The sequence below is a fragment of the Clostridioides sp. ES-W-0016-02 genome, assembly GCF_020641035.1.
Taxonomy (GTDB): Bacteria; Bacillota; Clostridia; order Peptostreptococcales; family Peptostreptococcaceae; genus Clostridioides.
The window spans coordinates 17,501-37,344 of the sequence record NZ_CP061361.1; the positions used below are offsets into that span (position 1 = coordinate 17,501).

The following is a 19,844-nucleotide window of genomic DNA, read 5'->3' on the forward strand; positions in this document are numbered from 1 at the left end:
CCGATTATCTAACCTTTTGGAAGAAGTCGTCGAAGGTGGAATCAATAACTGGGGTGAAGTCGTAACAAGGTAGCCGTATCGGAAGGTGCGGCTGGATCACCTCCTTTCTAAGGAGAATTGCCTACTGTTTAATTTTGAAAGTTCTTTATGAACTTCATATTTGGGGGTGTAGCTCAGTTGGGAGAGCACTTGCCTTGCAAGCAAGGGGTCAGGAGTTCGACTCTCCTCATCTCCACCATTAAGAGTATATTACTTAAATCTTTGATTTATCTAGTAGCCTCTTACATGCACTTCTAGCTTATCTTTAGACAAGCTATGTGCGTTAGCACTTTAAGCAACAGAATAAACTGAACACATGTGAAGTTTGTTTGTTGGCGACGTGCGTTAGCACTTTAAGCAACGGAATTTATTCGTTGGCGCTGTGCGTTAGCACTTTGAAAACTGCATATATATATTTAGTGATATGACATCTAATTTGTAATATATAAAGCTGATAACTTTTAAAAATTATCGAAGTTGATAGCTTCTAATCTATCAAACCTTTTTAACTGGTCAAGTTATTAAGGGTGCAGGGCGGATGCCTTGGCACTAGGAGCCGATGAAGGACGTGATAAGCTGCGATAAGCTTCGGGGAGTTGCACGTAAACTTTGATCCGAAGATTTCCGAATGAGGAAACTCACTTAGAGTAATGTCTAAGTATCATTAAGTGAATACATAGTTTAATGAGGGGAACTCAGGGAACTGAAACATCTAAGTACCTGAAGGAAGAGAAAGAAATTCGATTCCGTAAGTAGCGGCGAGCGAACGCGGAATAGCCCAAACCAATAAAGTTTTCTTTATTGGGGTTGCGGACATATCTTAAACGAAGAGGTATCGTAATTGAAGAGGTTTGGAAAGACCCACCACAGAAGGTAATAGTCCTGTATGTCAAACGAGAAAACTTCAGATATGATCCAGAGTACCACGGGACACGTGAAACCCTGTGGGAAGCAGGAGGGACCACCCTCCAAGGCTAAATACTACCTAGTGACCGATAGCGTATAGTACCGTGAGGGAAAGGTGAAAAGAACCCCGGGAGGGGAGTGAAATAGAACCTGAAACCCTGCACTTACAAGCTGTGGAAGCACATTTCTTGTGTGACCGCGTACTTTTTGTAGAACGGGCCAACGAGTTACGTTAAGTAGCAAGGTTAAGCACTTAAGGTGTGGAGCCGTAGCGAAAGCGAGTTTTAACTGAGCGTTCAGTTACTTGACGTAGACCCGAAACCGGGCGACCTACCCATGAGCAGGATGAAGCGAAAGTAAAATTTCGTGGAGGTCCGAACCCACGAGCGTTGAAAAGCTCGGGGATGACTTGTGGGTAGCGGTGAAATTCCAATCGAGCCCGGAGATAGCTGGTTCTCCCCGAAATAGCTTTAGGGCTAGCCTCAAGGTGAGAGATACGGAGGTAGAGCACTGAATGTCCTAGGGGGTATTGCACCTACCGAAGACTATCAAACTCCGAATGCCGTCATCTTATACTTGGGAGTCAGACTGTGGGTGATAAGATTCATAGTCGAAAGGGCAACAGCCCAGATCGTCAGCTAAGGTCCCTAAATGTAAGTTAAGTGGTAAAGGATGTGGGATTGCACAGACAACCAGGATGTTGGCTTAGAAGCAGCCACTCATTCAAAGAGTGCGTAATAGCTCACTGGTCGAGTGATCCTGCGCCGAAGATTTCCGGGGCTAAAACTTACTACCGAAGCTACGGCATCAGTAATGATGGGTAGGGGAGCTTCCCATACGGGTTGAAGCATGACCGTAAGGACATGTGGACAGTATGGGAGTGAGAATGTTGGCATGAGTAGCGAGATGTGGGTGAGAATCCCACAGGCCGTAAACCCAAGGTTTCCAGGGGAAGGTTCGTCCGCCCTGGGTTAGTCGGGACCTAAGCTGAGGCCGAAAGGCGTAGGTGATGGACAACAGGTTGATATTCCTGTACTACCGATAACCGTTTGAGAGATGGGATGACACAGTAGGATAAGCTAAGCACACTGTTGGTTATGTGTGCCCAAGCATTGAGGCAGTCAGAGTAGGTAAATCCGCTTTGATAATGCTGGGATGTGATGGGGAGCGAAATTTAGTAGCGAAGTAGCTGATTTCACACTGTCAAGAAAAGTCTCTATCGAGGTTAAAGGTACCCGTACCGCAAACCGACACAGGTGGGTGAGGAGAGTATCCTAAGGCCCGCGAGAGAACTGTTGTTAAGGAACTCGGCAAAATGACCCCGTAACTTAGGGATAAGGGGTGCCACCATACGGTGGCCGCAGAGAATAGGCCCAAGCGACTGTTTACCAAAAACATAGGTTTCTGCTAAGTCGCAAGACGATGTATAGGAGCTGACGCCTGCCCGGTGCTGGAAGGTTAAGGGGATCTGTTAGAGTAATCGAAGCAGTGAACTTAAGCCCCAGTAAACGGCGGCCGTAACTATAACGGTCCTAAGGTAGCGAAATTCCTTGTCGGGTAAGTTCCGACCCGCACGAAAGGCGTAACGATTTGGGCACTGTCTCAACAACAGACTCGGTGAAATTGTAATTCCGGTGAAGATGCCGGATACCTGCGACAGGACGGAAAGACCCCATGGAGCTTTACTGTAGCTTGACATTGGGTCTTGGTACTACATGTACAGGATAGGTGGGAGGCTTTGAAACCAGGACGCCAGTTTTGGCGGAGCCATCCTTGGGATACCACCCTTGTAGTACTGGGACTCTAACCATAGGCCATGAATCTGGTCTTGGGACACTGTCAGGTGGGCAGTTTGACTGGGGCGGTCGCCTCCCAAAAGGTAACGGAGGCGCTCAAAGGTTCTCTCAGTACGGTCGGAAATCGTACGTAGAGTGTAAAGGCAAAAGAGAGCTTGATTGCAAGACATACAGGTCGAGCAAGGATGAAAATCGGACTTAGTGATCCGGTGGTTCTGCGTGGAAGGGCCATCGCTCAACGGATAAAAGCTACCCTGGGGATAACAGGCTTATCTCCCCCAAGAGTCCACATCGACGGGGAGGTTTGGCACCTCGATGTCGGCTCATCACATCCTGGGGCTGTAGTAGGTCCCAAGGGTTGGGCTGTTCGCCCATTAAAGTGGTACGCGAGCTGGGTTCAGAACGTCGTGAGACAGTTCGGTCCCTATCCGTCGCAGGCGTAGGAAATTTGAGGAGACCTGTCCTTAGTACGAGAGGACCGGGATGGACGTACCTCTGGTGTACCAGTTGTTCTGCCAAGGGCATGGCTGGGTAGCTATGTACGGAATGGATAAGCGCTGAAAGCATCTAAGCGCGAAGCCAACTTCAAGATAAGATTTCCCACCGCAAGGGTAAGACCCCAGAAAGACTATCTGGTTGATAGGTCGAAGGTGTAAGTGCAGCAATGTATTTAGCTTATCGATACTAATAGGTCGAGGACTTGACCAATATTTATTTGATGTTCATTGATTAAAATATATATGTAGTTTTTAGAGTGTTAACTCTAAAGAATCTAGTTTTACTAGTTTCAATAACTTAATAGTAATATTAAGCATAGAGATTATGTGGTTACAATAGCAGAGAGGATACACCTGTTCCCATTCCGAACACAGAAGTTAAGCTCTCTAGCGCTGATGGTACTTGGTGGGAAACTGCCTGGGAGAGTAGGACGTAGCCACGTAGTCTTTTTTTATTGTTTGCTATAAAATCTAAAATTAAACAGAATATAAACTCTGTATTGATTTATACTAAGATAAAATATAGAATTATATAATATAGACAAAAAGTTTTGATTTAGAAAGAAGGTATGATATGAATTCTAATGAAAGAAGAAACAAATTAATAGATATTTTAAAGGAATCCAAGCATCCTGTAAAAGGTGGAGTGCTAGCAGAGCTATTAAATGTAAGCAGACAAGTAATAGTACAAGATATAGCGCTTATAAGAGCTAAAGGTTTTGAAATAATAGCGACACCTCAAGGATATATAATATATAATCAACCATATTTTTCCAGACAAATAAAATGTAAAAATCATAGAAATCCCCAAGAAATTTATGAAGAACTAAGAATTATTGTAGATTTGGGTGGAATTGTAAAAGATGTTATTGTAAATCATCCGACATATGGTCAAATAACTGCGGAACTTAATATTTATTCTAAAATGGATATAGATGATTTTATGATAAAAGTTGAAACAAATGAGTTTAAACAATTATCAGTTTTAACAGAATGTAGTCATATTCATACAATTGAAGCACTCAAAGAAAAAACTATTGAAGATATAATAAAAAAACTAGATGACAGTGGAATATTATCATAAGGAGGAGTTAAATGAATTTTTTGTCATTGGCTAAGACTACTTCAACAAATAGTAATATAACGAAGAGAACTTTAGAAAATATGCTTAATAATTTCAGTGATAATATACCAAATATTATATATGCAATAACAATATTTATAATAGGTATTTATATAGCTAAGATAGTAAGAAAGATGGTTTCTAAATTTCTAATTAAATATGGAATGAGTAAAGGTGTAAATAATTTTATTGTATATGGTATATATATATCAATGCTATCCATCATATCACTGATAAGTTTAGGTATTATAGGAATACAAACTACATCAGTTGTAGCGGTCTTAGGAGCAGCTGGATTTAGTATAGGATTAGCATTTAAAGAAATATTATCAAACCTAGGTTCAGGCATGATTATTTTGTTTTTTAAGCCATTCAATATAGGTGATTATATTCAAGGGTCAGGTGTGGAAGGTACAGTTTCTGATATACAAATATTTAGCACTGTTCTTAAAACTCCAGATAATAAAACTATAATAATACCAAATTTTCAATTGACAAGTAATAATATAATTAATTACACACATCAAAATAAAAGAAGAATAGATTTTTCGTATAATATTTCTTATGACAGCGATATAGATATGGTTAAATCTATATTAAATGAAATTTTTACAAATGAAAAAAGGATACTAGATGATCCAAAGCCAATCATAGGGTTAAACTCTATAGGTAATAATACTATGCAAATAGTTGCTAGGCCTTGGGTTAAAACTGATGATTACTGGGATGTATACTTTGATATAATGGAAAAAGTTAAAAAGAAATTTGATGAAAATAAAATAGAAGTTCCATTTATTCCTGCTTCATTATTGTTTAATAACACAAGTAATTTAAATTCTTTAGATAAAAGATAATATTTTAATTAAACAAAAAAATCAAATTCAAGATAACAAATTAAAGAAAATTCTAAAAAAAATTGAATAATAGTATTGAAAGATGTTAATATATATAATATAATGATTATCAAATAAAACAATTAGTTAAAAGCATTGAAAGAAAATAGTAAAAAACAGGTTGTATTCAGAGAATGAGTGGATGGTGAGAACTCATTACAATGGTTTTTGAATCTACTCTAGAGCTTCTAGTTAAAGCTAGACGTTTACCTACGTTACAGGTCTGAGAGGATTGTACATATGGGTATAATCAATTAGGGTGGCAACGCGGATAAAAGATTTTCGTCCCTTTTATAGGGTAAACGGAGGTCTTTTTTTATTTTCAAAATTTGTTTAAACTAAGAATTTGCAGTTAAAAATGTTTTAATTTAAATTGGAATTATTAATTTATATTATAAAAATTATTAGGAGGAATTAATATGTTAGATATTAAAAGAATAAGAGAAAATTTAGATGATATTAAAAAAGCTATGGAAATAAGAGGCGAAAAAGAATTCGACCTTGATGCTGTAGTGGAATTAGATAATAAAAGAAGAGAGATACTTCAAGAAGTTGAAGTTATGAAAAATGAATTAAATGTAAACTCTAAAAAGATACCACAATTAATAAAAGAAGGAAAAGATGTAGAAGAGGAAAAAGCAAGATTAAAAGAATTATCAGACAAGATAAAAGGTATTGATGAGAAAGTAAAAGAAGTTGAAGGAAAAATGGAATATGCATTGATGAGAATTCCAAATGTACCTCATCCAGATGTGCCACAAGGTGAAACAGATGAAGATAATGTTCAAGTAAGAACTTGGGGAGAACCTACAAAATTTGATTTTGAACATAAAGCTCACTGGGATATAGGAACTGGTTTAGGGATATTAGACTTTGAAACAGCTGGAAAAATAACTGGTTCAAGATTTACTTTATATAGAGGATTAGGTGCTAGATTAGAAAGATCTTTAATGAATTTCTTCTTAAATACTCATACAGCTAAACATGGATATACAGAAGTTTTACCTCCATTTATGGCTAATAGAAATAGTTTTATAGGCACTGGTCAACTTCCTAAATTTGAGGAAGATATGTTTAAAATAGAAGGGCTAGAGTATTTCTTAATACCAACAGCTGAAGTACCTGTGACAAATATACATGCTAATGAGATATTAGATGTTGCAGAACTTCCAATAAAATATTGTGCATATACTCCTTGCTTTAGATCTGAAGCTGGTTCAGCAGGAAGAGACACAAGAGGTTTAGTTAGACAGCATCAATTCAATAAAGTTGAATTAGTTAAATTTGTTAAACCAGAGGATTCTTATAAGGAATTAGAATCATTAACTCATGATGCTGAAACTATGTTACAAATGTTAGGTCTTCCATATAGAGTTGTAAGAATATGTACAGGAGACTTAGGATTTACAGCTGCTTTTAAATATGATTTAGAAGTTTGGATGCCAAGTTATAATAGATATGTAGAAATATCTTCTTGTTCAAACTTTGAAGATTTCCAAGCAAGAAGAGCGGGAATAAGATTTAAAAGGGATAAAAAATCAAAAGCAGAATATGTTCATACATTAAATGGTTCTGGATTGGCTATAGGAAGATGTTTAGCTGCTATATTAGAAAATTATCAACAAGCAGATGGCTCTGTAGTGGTTCCAGAAGAATTAAGACCTTATATGGGTGTTGATGTTATAAAATAATTATGTATTAATATTATATAAGTGATAATATATTTTAAGATTAAAAATATACTGTAAGTAAATAGTAAATTAGAAAAAGTTATGAGATTTAATAATTTCATAACTTTTTTATGTTAATATATATAATAGAATATTCATCATAAAAAGCTAAATATTTTCATAAATCAACATTTAATTAGACGTTGAAAAATTTTTTTTAGGTTAATTTAAATTAAATGTAGCTATGTATAGCAATATATTAAATAAACAAAATAAAATTAAGTTGAATTATAAAATGAATTATGATAAGATAAGTTTGTTATAAGTTTTGGGAGGAATTATGGAAAGTTCATTTTATATGAAAGAAGCATTAAAAGAAGCATATAAAGCATATAATAAGAGAGAAACACCAATAGGTGCTGTTATAGTTAAAGATAATCAGATAATAGCAAGGGCTCATAACCTTACAGAAACATTGAAAGATTCTACAGCTCATGCAGAAATTTTAGCGATAAAGCAAGCATCAGAAAAATTAGGTGGATGGAGATTGACAGATTGTGATTTGTATGTTACACTAGAGCCTTGTATAATGTGTAGTGGTGCAATAGTTAATTCTAGAATAAAAAAGCTTATAATAGGGACAAGACATATAAAAAATTCATATATAGAGAAACAGCATGAGTTTAAATTAGATTATTTTGATAATAATAATGTAAAAGTGGCTTTTGATGTTTTGCAAGAAGAATGCTCGATCATATTGCAAGAATTTTTTAAGGCATTAAGAAAAAGAGATTAAGGAGAGATGGTCGAGTGGTCGAAGGCGCTCGCCTGGAAAGCGAGTATATGGGTAAAACTGTATCGTGGGTTCAAATCCCACTCTCTCCGCCAGAAACAATAAATAAAAGTAATTAAATATGGTTGTAATTTTGCTGTACTAGATGGGGAGGTAGCGGTGCCCTGTAACCTGCAATCCGCTATAGCAGGATTGAATTCCATCTAAAGGCTTATTTTTTGTAGGGCCGCCCTGAATAAGTGGTGTTGATGCTTAGGTCCTGCGCAATGAAAGCTCATGAACCCCGTCAGATCCGGAAGGAAGCAGCGGTAAGTGATCACTTTTGTGTGCCGCGGGGGTGCCTAAGTTGAGCTAACTGTTTTGGTAACGCCTATGGAATTAAGTCGATAGATGGTGTACAGCATTTAATATATAAAAGACTAATCCCTTAGATAATGAGGGATTTTTTTATTAATTTTACTAAAGAGAGGTAAAAAGATGCATAAAGCATTATATAGAGCATATAGGCCACAAAGATTTGATGATGTTGTTGGTCAAGAACATATTATTAAGACTTTAAAAAATCAAATATACAATGATAATATAGGACATGCCTATTTGTTTTGTGGTACAAGAGGTACTGGAAAGACATCTACTGCAAAAATTTTTTCAAGAGCGGTAAATTGTTTAAATAAATTGAATGAAGAACCTTGTAATGAGTGTGAAATATGTGAATCAATATTAAAAGATAATACAATGGATGTTGTAGAAATAGATGCAGCATCAAATAATAGTGTAGATGATATAAGAGAGCTTAGAGAAAGTGTAAAATATTCTCCAGCTAATGCTAAATATAAAGTATATATAATAGATGAGGTTCATATGTTGTCTCAAGGAGCTTTTAATGCATTGTTAAAGACATTAGAAGAACCTCCCTCATATGTAATCTTTATATTAGCTACTACGGAACCTCATAAGATACCTGCAACTATTTTATCACGTTGCCAAAGATACGATTTTAAAAGAGTTACTGTTAAAGATATGACTCTTAGGATGAAAAAAATTTGTGAAGATGAAGGAATTGACATAGATGAAAAAGCTCTTAATCTGATATCTAGAAACTCTCAAGGAGCACTTAGAGATGCTCTTAGCATATTAGACCAGTGTATATCATTTGGAGAAAATACAGTAGACTATAAAGATGTTGTTGAGTTGATGGGAAGCGTGAATATAGAACAATTATTTGAGTTGTCTCAATGTATTGTAGCACAGGATACTAAAAAATCTCTTGAAATATTAAATGAATTTGTTTTATGGGGTAAAGATATAAGAAACCTTATAAATGATTTAATAGACCATTTTAGAAATTTAATGGTTTGCAAAGTATCATCAGAATTAGATGAAATAATCTCATTACCAGAAGAAACTATAGAGCAACTTAAATCTCAATCTGAGGACATAGATATGAATGATTTAATAAGAATTTTAAATATACTGTCAACAACTCAAGATGATATAAAATCATCTTCAAATCCAAGAGTCTTAGTAGAAATAACTATAATGAAGATTGCTCAGCCAATGTTTGATGAAAGTAAAGAAGCTCTTATTAAAAGGGTTGAGAATTTGGAAAAAATGATTGAAATGGGTAGCTTTAAAATTACAAATAATGATAGTGGTAAAGAAAAGGAATATGAGGATAATAGAGAAATAGATTCAAAAAAAGAAAGTATAGTTTATGAAGAGGTAAAAAATGAAGATATTCTACTTATAGAATCATCATGGAAAAATATACTTAAACAAATTAAAAAAGATAAAAAAATGCCAATATACGCTCTTTTAAGTGAGGTAAAAAGTTTTAATGTATATTCTAACATGTTATATGTAATATTTGATGATAAATTTGATTTTGCAAAAACTAGATTAAGCTCCCCAGATACAATAAATTATCTAGAGAAGACTATAAGAGAAGTTTTAAATAGAAGCTTTAGTGTAAAAATAGTATTGTCATCAGAAGTCAAAGATATAAATCTTGAAGTTAAAGAAAAAAAAGACATTGGTGAAGAGATACTAAAGAACATAGTAAACGAAGATATACTAGAAATAAAAGATAGTATTGATGAAAATGAAAGTAAATAATAAAATACTATTATGATATAATAATAAAATGAAAATAAGTTTAGGAGGAATAGTGTTTATGGCTAAAAAAGGTTTTGGAGGCGGAATGATGCCTGGTGGTGGAAATATGAATAATTTATTAAAACAGGCTCAAAAGATGCAAGAAAACATGCAAAAAGCTCAACAAGAGTTAGAAAATAAAGAAGTAGAAGCTTCAGTTGGTGGAGGAGCAGTTACTGTAAAAGTTAATGGTAAAAAAGAAGTTTTAGATATAACTATTAAACCAGAAGTTGTTGATCCAGACGATATAGAAATGTTACAGGATTTAGTTTTAAGTGCAGTAAATCAAGCATTGAGAAATATTGATGATATACAAGCAAATCAAATGAGTAAGGTAACTGGAGGTATGAATATACCAGGGTTATTCTAGTAGGTGATATTTATGCAAGTTTATACAGGTCCGATAACGAGACTAATAGAAGAATTTTCAAAGCTTCCAGGAGTTGGAAGAAAGACTGCTCAAAGGTTGGCTTTTCATATTATTAATATGAATACTAATGATGTGGAGGCTTTATCTAAGGCAATTATAGACGCAAAAAGAGAGATAAAGTATTGTTCAATTTGTTGCAATATAACAGATACAGACCCATGTAGTATGTGTTCAAATAAGAATAGGGATTCTAGTACTATATGTGTGGTAGAAGATCCGAGAGATGTTGCAGCTATGGAGAGAATAAGAGAGTTTAAAGGGCAATATCATGTATTAAATGGGGTTATTTCTCCAATGGATGGTATTGGACCAGATATGCTAAAAATAAAAGAGCTTATACAAAGGCTTGGTAATCAAGATGTAAGAGAAATAATAATGGCTACAAATCCTACTATTGAAGGAGAAGCTACAGCTATGTATATTGCAAGATTAGTAAAGCCAATGGGAATCAAAGTTACTAGGATAGCTCATGGTCTTCCTGTTGGAGGCGATTTAGAATATGCAGATGAAGTTACAATATCGAAAGCATTGGAAGGCAGAAGAGAAATATAAAAATCGAGGTTACTACCTCGATTTTTGTAATTTTTTGGAGTTAAATTCAGATTAATTTTGATTTAGATTTATTGAATAAATCTCTTCTGTATTGTATAATTTGTTGTATAAATCATTTAAAAATTTTGATAGGGGTGCAACATGAAACCAATTATGAACTTAGAAGAACATAATGCAATGAAAGAAAAAAGAATTAAAAAAATGAAATCAAAAGACAAGCCTAAATATGATGATTTTGAGGAGATAAGTTTTTCTAACAAGAAAAAAACTAAGAAAACTCCAAAAAATAAAAATACTGAATTCAGAAATAACTATAAAAACTATCAGTATGATTATGAAGAAGATTTTTATGAACCAATCTAGCAATTAAATAATTAGAAGATAAAAAATCCCTAATAGGTATACTATAGGGATTTTATTTATTTTATTAATCAGAAATTATACTTAATACTAAATTAGCTATGTTTTGGGCTGAATTTGATTTTCTTATAGATTTTATATTTTTCTTTAACATTTCTAGCCTACTAGAGTCATCTATTAAAACTTTTAATAATATTGATAAATTATATTTCTTTGTAGTTCTAAGTGCTGCACCACAATTGGATAAGAAATCAAGATTTTCTTCTTCTTGTCCAGGGATATAATATGGAACTATCATGGGTACATCTTTTAATAGTGCTTCAGTTGTAGTAAGTCCACCAGGCTTACTGACTAAAACATCGATAGAAGCTAAAATATCATTCATTTTATTAGTGTATCCAAGTACACATACATTTTTGTCATGATAACGAGATACAAGTTTTTTTTCAATTTTCTCTTTTAAACTTTCATTTCTACCAGTTATTACAAGTATCTGAAAATCTCTATCTGTATCTAATAACTCATCAAGAGTTTCTTTTATATTCCCAGCTCCAAAACTGCCACCCATAAGTAAAACAGTTAATTTATCAGGAGATAAATTTAGTTCAGAAAGAACAATTTTTTTATCTCTATGAGAGTGGAATGATTTTTCAACAGGGATTCCAAATGTTCTAATTTTGCTAGGCTCGACTCCATCAAATACTAATAATTCCTTTACATACTCATGACCAACAATATAGTAGTCAATCTCATTTTGTATCCATGTGGAATGAGTAGTATAATCAGTTAGTACAGAAATAAGTGGAGGAACATTAATAGTACTTGTATGATGCTTATAAAAATGATCAGTAGAAGCATTTATTTCATTATTATGTAAGTTAAAATTTTTTTTCAATGTACTTAGAGCAATCATTGGAAAAGGATGTGTACCTATAATTAAATCTGGCTTAGTGTTTTTAATGAGTTTTTTAAATTTTTTTGCCATAAATGTAATGATTAGATTATCTTTAAATTCATTTTTCGATAAAAGGTTTGTTTCAGATAATCTATATACACTTCCATATGCTTTGGGTGTATATATGGCGGATTTTTCATATCCTCTTGAAATTATTTTATCCATTATGTTATTGACTAATTTCAAACTATCTATTATTTCGCACTCAACTGGCTCTCCATCAATTGTTTTGGATGTAAGTTCTTCTTTAATAGCTAGAGCCGCTCTATTATGTCCACCACCTGTAGAAGCAGACATGATTAATACTTTCTTGCTCATAATAAAATCCTCCTAAAATGTAGCATAGTATTTATATAATATTTTGATGTGTAAAAATGTCGTTCTCAATCAAATTATTGATAAATCATTTTTTAATAATAATCTAATACAAGATTACAAAAATTACAAGTGAAAGAAATGTAAATTAATTTTAAAAAAATGTGTATTGCTACAAATAAAAAATTTAAATATAGAATAAAAAGGAAAATTGGGCATAAAATATATATTAGTCCTATGAAATAGGGACTTTTGTTTATTATTAATTTCTGAGAGTTAAGCTGATAAAACATAGAAAAATTAAAAATCTTAAAAAAAATAAAAAATTATATTGACTTAGATAAATAAAGCTGATATAGTATTACTTGTCCTTAAGAAAAGGGCAGACATGAAAAATGAACTTTGAAAATTAAACAGTAGGTTAATTTATAAAAACAAGAAACAAACCATAAAGCCAGATATTTAGATAACAATAGTATCTGAGCCTGATAAACTTTTATTTGAGAGTTTGATCCTGGCTCAGGATGAACGCTGGCGGCGTGCCTAACACATGCAAGTTGAGCGATTTACTTCGGTAAAGAGCGGCGGACGGGTGAGTAACGCGTGGGTAACCTACCCTGTACACACGGATAACATACCGAAAGGTATGCTAATACGGGATAACATATTTGAGAGGCATCTCTTAAATATCAAAGGTGAGCCAGTACAGGATGGACCCGCGTCTGATTAGCTAGTTGGTAAGGTAACGGCTTACCAAGGCGACGATCAGTAGCCGACCTGAGAGGGTGATCGGCCACATTGGAACTGAGACACGGTCCAAACTCCTACGGGAGGCAGCAGTGGGGAATATTGCACAATGGGCGAAAGCCTGATGCAGCAACGCCGCGTGAGTGATGAAGGCCTTCGGGTCGTAAAACTCTGTCCTCAAGGAAGATAATGACGGTACTTGAGGAGGAAGCCCCGGCTAACTACGTGCCAGCAGCCGCGGTAATACGTAGGGGGCTAGCGTTATCCGGATTTACTGGGCGTAAAGGGTGCGTAGGCGGTCTTTCAAGTCAGGAGTGAAAGGCTACGGCTCAACCGTAGTAAGCTCTTGAAACTGGGAGACTTGAGTGCAGGAGAGGAGAGTGGAATTCCTAGTGTAGCGGTGAAATGCGTAGATATTAGGAGGAACACCAGTTGCGAAGGCGGCTCTCTGGACTGTAACTGACGCTGAGGCACGAAAGCGTGGGGAGCAAACAGGATTAGATACCCTGGTAGTCCACGCTGTAAACGATGAGTACTAGGTGTCGGGGGTTACCCCCCTCGGTGCCGCAGCTAACGCATTAAGTACTCCGCCTGGGAAGTACGCTCGCAAGAGTGAAACTCAAAGGAATTGACGGGGACCCGCACAAGTAGCGGAGCATGTGGTTTAATTCGAAGCAACGCGAAGAACCTTACCTAAGCTTGACATCCCAATGACATCTCCTTAATCGGAGAGTTCCCTTCGGGGACATTGGTGACAGGTGGTGCATGGTTGTCGTCAGCTCGTGTCGTGAGATGTTGGGTTAAGTCCCGCAACGAGCGCAACCCTTGTCTTTAGTTGCCATCATTAAGTTGGGCACTCTAGAGAGACTGCCAGGGATAACCTGGAGGAAGGTGGGGATGACGTCAAATCATCATGCCCCTTATGCTTAGGGCTACACACGTGCTACAATGGGTAGTACAGAGGGTTGCCAAGCCGTAAGGTGGAGCTAATCCCTTAAAGCTACTCTCAGTTCGGATTGTAGGCTGAAACTCGCCTACATGAAGCTGGAGTTACTAGTAATCGCAGATCAGAATGCTGCGGTGAATGCGTTCCCGGGTCTTGTACACACCGCCCGTCACACCACGGGAGTTGGAGACGCCCGAAGCCGATTATCTAACCTTTTGGAAGAAGTCGTCGAAGGTGGAATCAATAACTGGGGTGAAGTCGTAACAAGGTAGCCGTATCGGAAGGTGCGGCTGGATCACCTCCTTTCTAAGGAGAATTGCCTACTGTTTAATTTTGAGGGTTCGTTTTTACGAATACTCAATTAGCACTTTGAGCAACAGAATTTATTCGTTGGCGACGTGCTTTAGCACTTTGAAAACTGCATATATATATTTAGTGATATGACATCTAATTTGTAATATATAAAGCTGATAACTTTTAAAAATTATCGAAGTTGATAGCTTCTAATCTATCAAACCTTTTTAACTGGTCAAGTTATTAAGGGTGCAGGGCGGATGCCTTGGCACTAGGAGCCGATGAAGGACGCGATAAGCTGCGATAAGCTTCGGGGAGTTGCACGTAAACTTTGATCCGAAGATTTCCGAATGAGGAAACTCACTTAGAGTAATGTCTAAGTATCATTAAGTGAATACATAGCTTAATGAGGGGAACTCAGGGAACTGAAACATCTAAGTACCTGAAGGAAGAGAAAGAAATTCGATTCCGTAAGTAGCGGCGAGCGAACGCGGAATAGCCCAAACCAATAAAGTTTTCTTTATTGGGGTTGCGGACATATCTTAAACGAAGAGGTATCGTAATTGAAGAGGTTTGGAAAGACCCACCACAGAAGGTAATAGTCCTGTATGTCAAACGAGAAAACTTCAGATATGATCCAGAGTACCACGGGACACGTGAAACCCTGTGGGAAGCAGGAGGGACCACCCTCCAAGGCTAAATACTACCTAGTGACCGATAGCGTATAGTACCGTGAGGGAAAGGTGAAAAGAACCCCGGGAGGGGAGTGAAATAGAACCTGAAACCCTGCACTTACAAGCTGTGGAAGCACATTTCTTGTGTGACCGCGTACTTTTTGTAGAACGGGCCAACGAGTTACGTTAAGTAGCAAGGTTAAGCACTTAAGGTGTGGAGCCGTAGCGAAAGCGAGTTTTAACTGAGCGTTCAGTTACTTGACGTAGACCCGAAACCGGGCGACCTACCCATGAGCAGGATGAAGCGAAAGTAAAATTTCGTGGAGGTCCGAACCCACGAGCGTTGAAAAGCTCGGGGATGACTTGTGGGTAGCGGTGAAATTCCAATCGAGCCCGGAGATAGCTGGTTCTCCCCGAAATAGCTTTAGGGCTAGCCTCAAGGTGAGAGATACGGAGGTAGAGCACTGAATGTCCTAGGGGGTATTGCACCTACCGAAGACTATCAAACTCCGAATGCCGTCATCTTATACTTGGGAGTCAGACTGTGGGTGATAAGATTCATAGTCGAAAGGGCAACAGCCCAGATCGTCAGCTAAGGTCCCTAAATGTAAGTTAAGTGGTAAAGGATGTGGGATTGCACAGACAACCAGGATGTTGGCTTAGAAGCAGCCACTCATTCAAAGAGTGCGTAATAGCTCACTGGTCGAGTGATCCTGCGCCGAAGATTTCCGGGGCTAAAACTTACTACCGAAGCTACGGCATCAGTAATGATGGGTAGGGGAGCTTCCCATACGGGTTGAAGCATGACCGTAAGGACATGTGGACAGTATGGGAGTGAGAATGTTGGCATGAGTAGCGAGATGTGGGTGAGAATCCCACAGGCCGTAAACCCAAGGTTTCCAGGGGAAGGTTCGTCCGCCCTGGGTTAGTCGGGACCTAAGCTGAGGCCGAAAGGCGTAGGTGATGGACAACAGGTTGATATTCCTGTACTACCGATAACCGTTTGAGAGATGGGATGACACAGTAGGATAAGCTAAGCACACTGTTGGTTATGTGTGCCCAAGCATTGAGGCAGTCAGAGTAGGTAAATCCGCTTTGATAATGCTGGGATGTGATGGGGAGCGAAATTTAGTAGCGAAGTAGCTGATTTCACACTGTCAAGAAAAGTCTCTATCGAGGTTAAAGGTACCCGTACCGCAAACCGACACAGGTGGGTGAGGAGAGTATCCTAAGGCCCGCGAGAGAACTGTTGTTAAGGAACTCGGCAAAATGACCCCGTAACTTAGGGATAAGGGGTGCCACCATACGGTGGCCGCAGAGAATAGGCCCAAGCGACTGTTTACCAAAAACATAGGTTTCTGCTAAGTCGCAAGACGATGTATAGGAGCTGACGCCTGCCCGGTGCTGGAAGGTTAAGGGGATCTGTTAGAGTAATCGAAGCAGTGAACTTAAGCCCCAGTAAACGGCGGCCGTAACTATAACGGTCCTAAGGTAGCGAAATTCCTTGTCGGGTAAGTTCCGACCCGCACGAAAGGCGTAACGATTTGGGCACTGTCTCAACAACAGACTCGGTGAAATTGTAATTCCGGTGAAGATGCCGGATACCTGCGACAGGACGGAAAGACCCCATGGAGCTTTACTGTAGCTTGACATTGGGTCTTGGTACTACATGTACAGGATAGGTGGGAGGCTTTGAAACCAGGACGCCAGTTTTGGCGGAGCCATCCTTGGGATACCACCCTTGTAGTACTGGGACTCTAACCATAGGCCATGAATCTGGTCTTGGGACACTGTCAGGTGGGCAGTTTGACTGGGGCGGTCGCCTCCCAAAAGGTAACGGAGGCGCTCAAAGGTTCTCTCAGTACGGTCGGAAATCGTACGTAGAGTGTAAAGGCAAAAGAGAGCTTGATTGCAAGACATACAGGTCGAGCAAGGATGAAAATCGGACTTAGTGATCCGGTGGTTCTGCGTGGAAGGGCCATCGCTCAACGGATAAAAGCTACCCTGGGGATAACAGGCTTATCTCCCCCAAGAGTCCACATCGACGGGGAGGTTTGGCACCTCGATGTCGGCTCATCACATCCTGGGGCTGTAGTAGGTCCCAAGGGTTGGGCTGTTCGCCCATTAAAGTGGTACGCGAGCTGGGTTCAGAACGTCGTGAGACAGTTCGGTCCCTATCCGTCGCAGGCGTAGGAAATTTGAGGAGACCTGTCCTTAGTACGAGAGGACCGGGATGGACGTACCTCTGGTGTACCAGTTGTTCTGCCAAGGGCATGGCTGGGTAGCTATGTACGGAATGGATAAGCGCTGAAAGCATCTAAGCGCGAAGCCAACTTCAAGATAAGATTTCCCACCGCAAGGGTAAGACCCCAGAAAGACTATCTGGTTGATAGGTCGAAGGTGTAAGTGCAGCAATGTATTTAGCTTATCGATACTAATAGGTCGAGGACTTGACCAATATTATTTGATGTTCATTGATTAAAATATATATGTAGTTTTTAGAGTGTTAACTCTATGTAAAGTACTAACTTCAATTAATAGAAGATATTTAATAAAAAACTATTATTATTTAGTACTTTAAAAGTATTGACATTTAAAAATAAAGATGTTAATATAATACTTGTCTTATAAATAGGCAATATGTGGTTATAATAGCAAAGAGGATACACCTGTTCCCATTCCGAACACAGAAGTTAAGCTCTTTAGCGCTGATGGTACTTGGTGGGAAACTGCCTGGGAGAGTAGGACATAGCCACGTAAATATTCCAAGGTAGCTCAACGGTGGAGCAACCGGCTGTTAACCGGTAGGCTGTGGGTTCGAGCCCCACCCTTGGAGCCAAAAAAAGCCGAAGTGGCGGAACTGGCAGACGCACAGGACTTAAAATCCTGCGGGACTTACCTCTCGTACCGGTTCGATTCCGGTCTTCGGCACTTATAAAACAATATCGCGGAGTGGAGCAGTTGGCAGCTCGTCGGGCTCATAACCCGAAGGTCGTAGGTTCGAGTCCTGCCTCCGCAACCATTAAAATGGCTCGTTGGTCAAGAGGTTAAGACACCGCCCTTTCACGGCGGTAACAGGGGTTCAATTCCCCTACGAGTCACCAAAAAAAAATTAAATAAGCGGGTGTAGCTCAATGGTAGAGTTCTGGCCTTCCAAGCCAGCTGTGAGGGTTCGATCCCCTTCACCCGCTCCAAAAAAAATGGGATCATAGCTCAGCTGGGAGAGCACCTGCCTTACAAGCAGGGGGTCGCAGGTTCGAGCCCTGCTGGTCCCACCATTTGCGGCCTGGTAGTTCAGTTGGTTAGAATGCCAGCCTGTCACGCTGGAGGTCGAGGGTTCGAACCCCTTCCAGGTCGCCAAAATAAAATATAAAAAATGCTGGTGTGGCTCAACGGTAGAGCAGCTGACTTGTAATCAGCAGGTTGTAGGTTCGATTCCTATCACCAGCTCCATGTAAAATTAATACGGAGGATTTCCCGAGCGGCCAAAGGGGGCAGACTGTAAATCTGTTGTCATCGACTTCGGTGGTTCGAATCCACCATCCTCCACCAAAAAAATGCGCGGATGTGGCGGAATTGGCAGACGCACTAGACTTAGGATCTAGCGCCATTGGCGTGGGGGTTCGACTCCCTTCATCCGCACCATTTTTTATTTAATTTATACATATTTATTGTGGGTGCATAGCTCAGCTGGATAGAGCAACGCCCTTCTAAGGCGTGTGTCCGGGGTTCGAATCCCTGTGCGCTCACCACATATATTGGGGATTAGCCAAGTCGGTAAGGCACATGACTTTGACTCATGTATGCGTAGGTTCAAGTCCTGCATCCCCAGCCATTAAATATTAAAGTTAAGGTTCATTAGCTCAGCTGGCAGAGCACCTGACTCTTAATCAGGGTGTCCCGAGTTCGATCATTGGAAGTAGAATATGGAGAGGTGTCCGAGTGGTTTAAGGAGCTGGTCTTGAAAACCAGTGACTTCGAAAGGGGCCGTGGGTTCGAATCCCACCCTCTCCGCCAAATGCCCAGATAGCTCAGTCGGTAGAGCAGGGGACTGAAAATCCCCGTGTCGGTGGTTCGATTCCGCCTCTGGGCACCAAGAATATGGCGGTATAGCTTAGTTGGCTAGAGCGTTCGGTTCATACCCGAAAGGTCATAGGTTCGACTCCTATTACCGCTACTAAAATTTAATGTGGGCCATTAGCTCAGTTGGTTAGAGCGCCCGGCTCATAACCGGTAGGTCTGGGGTTCGAGTCCCTGATGGCCCACCACATTAAATTAATAAAATTTCGAGGTGTAGCGCAGTTTGGTAGCGCACATGGTTTGGGACCATGGGGCCGGGGGTTCGAGTCCCTTCACCTCGACCAATATAATGGTGGGTATAGCTCAGTTGGTTAGAGCGCCAGATTGTGGCTCTGGAGGTCGTGAGTTCGACTCTCATTATCCACCCCAACTAATATGGTCTATTAGCTCAGTCGGTAGAGCACCTGACTTTTAATCAGGGTGTCCCGCGTTCGAGTCGCGGATAGATCACCAAAAAGGCGGCGACATAGCCAAGTGGTAAGGCAGTGGACTGCAACTCCTTGATCCCCAGTTCGAATCTGGGTGTCGCCTCCAAAATATTCCAAGGTAGCTCAACGGTGGAGCAACCGGCTGTTAACCGGTAGGCTGTGGGTTCGAGCCCCACCCTTGGAGCCAAAAAA

General features: G+C 39.0%; 9 protein-coding genes, 24 tRNA genes, 6 rRNA genes, 1 other RNA gene and 1 other annotated feature (1 of these 41 cut by a window edge). Of the genes, 39 read left to right on the plus strand and 1 reads right to left on the minus strand.

Annotated features, from left to right (window positions below; genetic code table 11):
* The 14 genes from IC758_RS00085 to IC758_RS00150 form a co-directional block, all read left to right on the plus strand.
* A 16S ribosomal RNA gene (locus IC758_RS00085) occupies window positions 1-107 on the plus strand; it begins 1,396 nt to the left of the window's first position.
* Window positions 108-162: 55 nt separating this feature from the next.
* A tRNA-Ala gene (locus IC758_RS00090) sits at window positions 163-238 on the plus strand.
* Between the two features lie 312 nt (window positions 239-550).
* Window positions 551-3,449: ribosomal RNA gene (locus IC758_RS00095) — 23S ribosomal RNA — on the plus strand.
* Window positions 3,450-3,564: 115 nt separating this feature from the next.
* Window positions 3,565-3,681: ribosomal RNA gene (gene rrf / locus IC758_RS00100) — 5S ribosomal RNA — on the plus strand.
* The 16S, 23S and 5S rRNA genes sit together here with 1 tRNA gene alongside, the layout of an rRNA operon.
* Window positions 3,682-3,812: 131 nt before the next feature.
* Window positions 3,813-4,322 (plus strand): transcription repressor NadR, encoded by a 510-nt coding sequence (locus IC758_RS00105; RefSeq protein WP_227825475.1) that lies wholly within the window; start codon window positions 3,813-3,815, stop codon window positions 4,320-4,322.
* A gap of 11 nt (window positions 4,323-4,333) precedes the next feature.
* Window positions 4,334-5,215 (plus strand): mechanosensitive ion channel family protein, encoded by an 882-nt coding sequence (locus IC758_RS00110; RefSeq protein WP_227437590.1) that lies wholly within the window; start codon window positions 4,334-4,336, stop codon window positions 5,213-5,215.
* A 126-nt stretch (window positions 5,216-5,341) separates the two neighbouring features.
* Window positions 5,342-5,547, plus strand: a binding site (T-box leader).
* Window positions 5,548-5,673: 126 nt separating this feature from the next.
* Entirely contained in the window at window positions 5,674-6,945 is a 1,272-nt protein-coding gene (serS, locus tag IC758_RS00115; RefSeq protein ID WP_227483911.1) for a serine--tRNA ligase, read from the plus strand.
* A gap of 319 nt (window positions 6,946-7,264) precedes the next feature.
* Window positions 7,265-7,720 (plus strand): nucleoside deaminase, encoded by a 456-nt coding sequence (locus tag IC758_RS00120; RefSeq protein WP_227437594.1) that lies wholly within the window; start codon window positions 7,265-7,267, stop codon window positions 7,718-7,720.
* Window positions 7,721-7,812, plus strand: a tRNA-Ser gene (locus IC758_RS00125). It begins immediately after the preceding gene.
* A gap of 41 nt (window positions 7,813-7,853) precedes the next feature.
* Window positions 7,854-8,118, plus strand: an RNA gene (gene ffs / locus IC758_RS00130) — signal recognition particle sRNA large type.
* A 76-nt stretch (window positions 8,119-8,194) separates the two neighbouring features.
* The gene (gene dnaX, locus IC758_RS00135; protein ID WP_227860683.1) at window positions 8,195-9,832 is read left to right on the plus strand and encodes a DNA polymerase III subunit gamma/tau; all 1,638 of its coding nucleotides are present in this window, start codon (window positions 8,195-8,197) and stop codon (window positions 9,830-9,832) included.
* Between the two features lie 58 nt (window positions 9,833-9,890).
* Window positions 9,891-10,241, plus strand: a complete 351-nt coding sequence (locus tag IC758_RS00140) for a YbaB/EbfC family nucleoid-associated protein (RefSeq protein ID WP_227437598.1) — start codon at window positions 9,891-9,893, stop codon at window positions 10,239-10,241.
* Window positions 10,242-10,253: 12 nt separating this feature from the next.
* On the plus strand, window positions 10,254-10,853 hold the full coding sequence (recR, locus tag IC758_RS00145; RefSeq protein ID WP_227437599.1) for a recombination mediator RecR: 600 nt from the start codon (window positions 10,254-10,256) through the stop codon (window positions 10,851-10,853).
* A gap of 141 nt (window positions 10,854-10,994) precedes the next feature.
* On the plus strand, window positions 10,995-11,216 hold the full coding sequence (locus IC758_RS00150; protein ID WP_227437601.1) for a hypothetical protein: 222 nt from the start codon (window positions 10,995-10,997) through the stop codon (window positions 11,214-11,216).
* 64 nt (window positions 11,217-11,280) lie between these two features.
* On the opposite strand, the gene IC758_RS00155 is transcribed toward IC758_RS00150, so the two are convergent.
* Entirely contained in the window at window positions 11,281-12,486 is a 1,206-nt protein-coding gene (locus tag IC758_RS00155; RefSeq protein WP_227437604.1) for an MGDG synthase family glycosyltransferase, read from the minus strand.
* A gap of 493 nt (window positions 12,487-12,979) precedes the next feature.
* Between IC758_RS00155 and IC758_RS00160 the strand changes: the two genes are divergently transcribed.
* The 25 genes from IC758_RS00160 (at window position 12,980) to IC758_RS00280 (ending at window position 19,839) form a co-directional block, all read left to right on the plus strand.
* Window positions 12,980-14,482, plus strand: a 16S ribosomal RNA gene (locus IC758_RS00160).
* Between the two features lie 221 nt (window positions 14,483-14,703).
* A 23S ribosomal RNA gene (locus IC758_RS00165) occupies window positions 14,704-17,602 on the plus strand.
* 183 nt (window positions 17,603-17,785) lie between these two features.
* A 5S ribosomal RNA gene (gene rrf, locus IC758_RS00170) occupies window positions 17,786-17,902 on the plus strand.
* Window positions 17,903-17,908: 6 nt separating this feature from the next.
* Window positions 17,909-17,983: transfer RNA gene (locus IC758_RS00175), tRNA-Asn, on the plus strand.
* Window positions 17,984-17,989: 6 nt separating this feature from the next.
* Window positions 17,990-18,075, plus strand: a tRNA-Leu gene (locus IC758_RS00180).
* Between the two features lie 15 nt (window positions 18,076-18,090).
* Window positions 18,091-18,166, plus strand: a tRNA-Met gene (locus IC758_RS00185).
* 7 nt (window positions 18,167-18,173) lie between these two features.
* Window positions 18,174-18,248 (plus strand) — tRNA-Glu (locus tag IC758_RS00190).
* A 16-nt stretch (window positions 18,249-18,264) separates the two neighbouring features.
* Window positions 18,265-18,338, plus strand: a tRNA-Gly gene (locus tag IC758_RS00195).
* A gap of 8 nt (window positions 18,339-18,346) precedes the next feature.
* Window positions 18,347-18,422: transfer RNA gene (locus IC758_RS00200), tRNA-Val, on the plus strand.
* 5 nt (window positions 18,423-18,427) lie between these two features.
* Window positions 18,428-18,504 (plus strand) — tRNA-Asp (locus IC758_RS00205).
* 18 nt (window positions 18,505-18,522) lie between these two features.
* Window positions 18,523-18,597, plus strand: a tRNA-Thr gene (locus IC758_RS00210).
* A 14-nt stretch (window positions 18,598-18,611) separates the two neighbouring features.
* A tRNA-Tyr gene (locus IC758_RS00215) sits at window positions 18,612-18,696 on the plus strand.
* A gap of 9 nt (window positions 18,697-18,705) precedes the next feature.
* Window positions 18,706-18,789: transfer RNA gene (locus tag IC758_RS00220), tRNA-Leu, on the plus strand.
* 30 nt (window positions 18,790-18,819) lie between these two features.
* A tRNA-Arg gene (locus IC758_RS00225) sits at window positions 18,820-18,896 on the plus strand.
* A 7-nt stretch (window positions 18,897-18,903) separates the two neighbouring features.
* A tRNA-Gln gene (locus IC758_RS00230) sits at window positions 18,904-18,979 on the plus strand.
* A 23-nt stretch (window positions 18,980-19,002) separates the two neighbouring features.
* Window positions 19,003-19,066, plus strand: a tRNA-Lys gene (locus tag IC758_RS00235).
* A 6-nt stretch (window positions 19,067-19,072) separates the two neighbouring features.
* A tRNA-Ser gene (locus IC758_RS00240) sits at window positions 19,073-19,161 on the plus strand.
* Between the two features lie 3 nt (window positions 19,162-19,164).
* Window positions 19,165-19,240 (plus strand) — tRNA-Phe (locus IC758_RS00245).
* Between the two features lie 7 nt (window positions 19,241-19,247).
* Window positions 19,248-19,321, plus strand: a tRNA-Met gene (locus tag IC758_RS00250).
* A gap of 14 nt (window positions 19,322-19,335) precedes the next feature.
* Window positions 19,336-19,412 (plus strand) — tRNA-Ile (locus IC758_RS00255).
* Window positions 19,413-19,431: 19 nt separating this feature from the next.
* A tRNA-Pro gene (locus tag IC758_RS00260) sits at window positions 19,432-19,508 on the plus strand.
* Between the two features lie 8 nt (window positions 19,509-19,516).
* Window positions 19,517-19,593, plus strand: a tRNA-His gene (locus IC758_RS00265).
* 8 nt (window positions 19,594-19,601) lie between these two features.
* Window positions 19,602-19,677: transfer RNA gene (locus IC758_RS00270), tRNA-Lys, on the plus strand.
* A gap of 7 nt (window positions 19,678-19,684) precedes the next feature.
* Window positions 19,685-19,758 (plus strand) — tRNA-Cys (locus tag IC758_RS00275).
* Window positions 19,759-19,764: 6 nt separating this feature from the next.
* Window positions 19,765-19,839 (plus strand) — tRNA-Asn (locus IC758_RS00280).
* The last annotated feature ends 5 nt before the right edge of the window (window positions 19,840-19,844 follow it).

Coding starts and splice junctions, on each gene's coding strand:
- serS (WP_227483911.1), top strand. CDS start 5,674: ATGTTAGATATTAAAAGAATAAGAGAAAATTTAGATGATATTAAAAAA.
- IC758_RS00155 (WP_227437604.1), bottom strand. CDS start 12,486: ATGAGCAAGAAAGTATTAATCATGTCTGCTTCTACAGGTGGTGGACAT.
- dnaX (WP_227860683.1), top strand. CDS start 8,195: ATGCATAAAGCATTATATAGAGCATATAGGCCACAAAGATTTGATGAT.
- recR (WP_227437599.1), top strand. CDS start 10,254: ATGCAAGTTTATACAGGTCCGATAACGAGACTAATAGAAGAATTTTCA.
- IC758_RS00140 (WP_227437598.1), top strand. CDS start 9,891: ATGGCTAAAAAAGGTTTTGGAGGCGGAATGATGCCTGGTGGTGGAAAT.
- IC758_RS00110 (WP_227437590.1), top strand. CDS start 4,334: ATGAATTTTTTGTCATTGGCTAAGACTACTTCAACAAATAGTAATATA.
- IC758_RS00105 (WP_227825475.1), top strand. CDS start 3,813: ATGAATTCTAATGAAAGAAGAAACAAATTAATAGATATTTTAAAGGAA.
- IC758_RS00120 (WP_227437594.1), top strand. CDS start 7,265: ATGGAAAGTTCATTTTATATGAAAGAAGCATTAAAAGAAGCATATAAA.
- IC758_RS00150 (WP_227437601.1), top strand. CDS start 10,995: ATGAAACCAATTATGAACTTAGAAGAACATAATGCAATGAAAGAAAAA.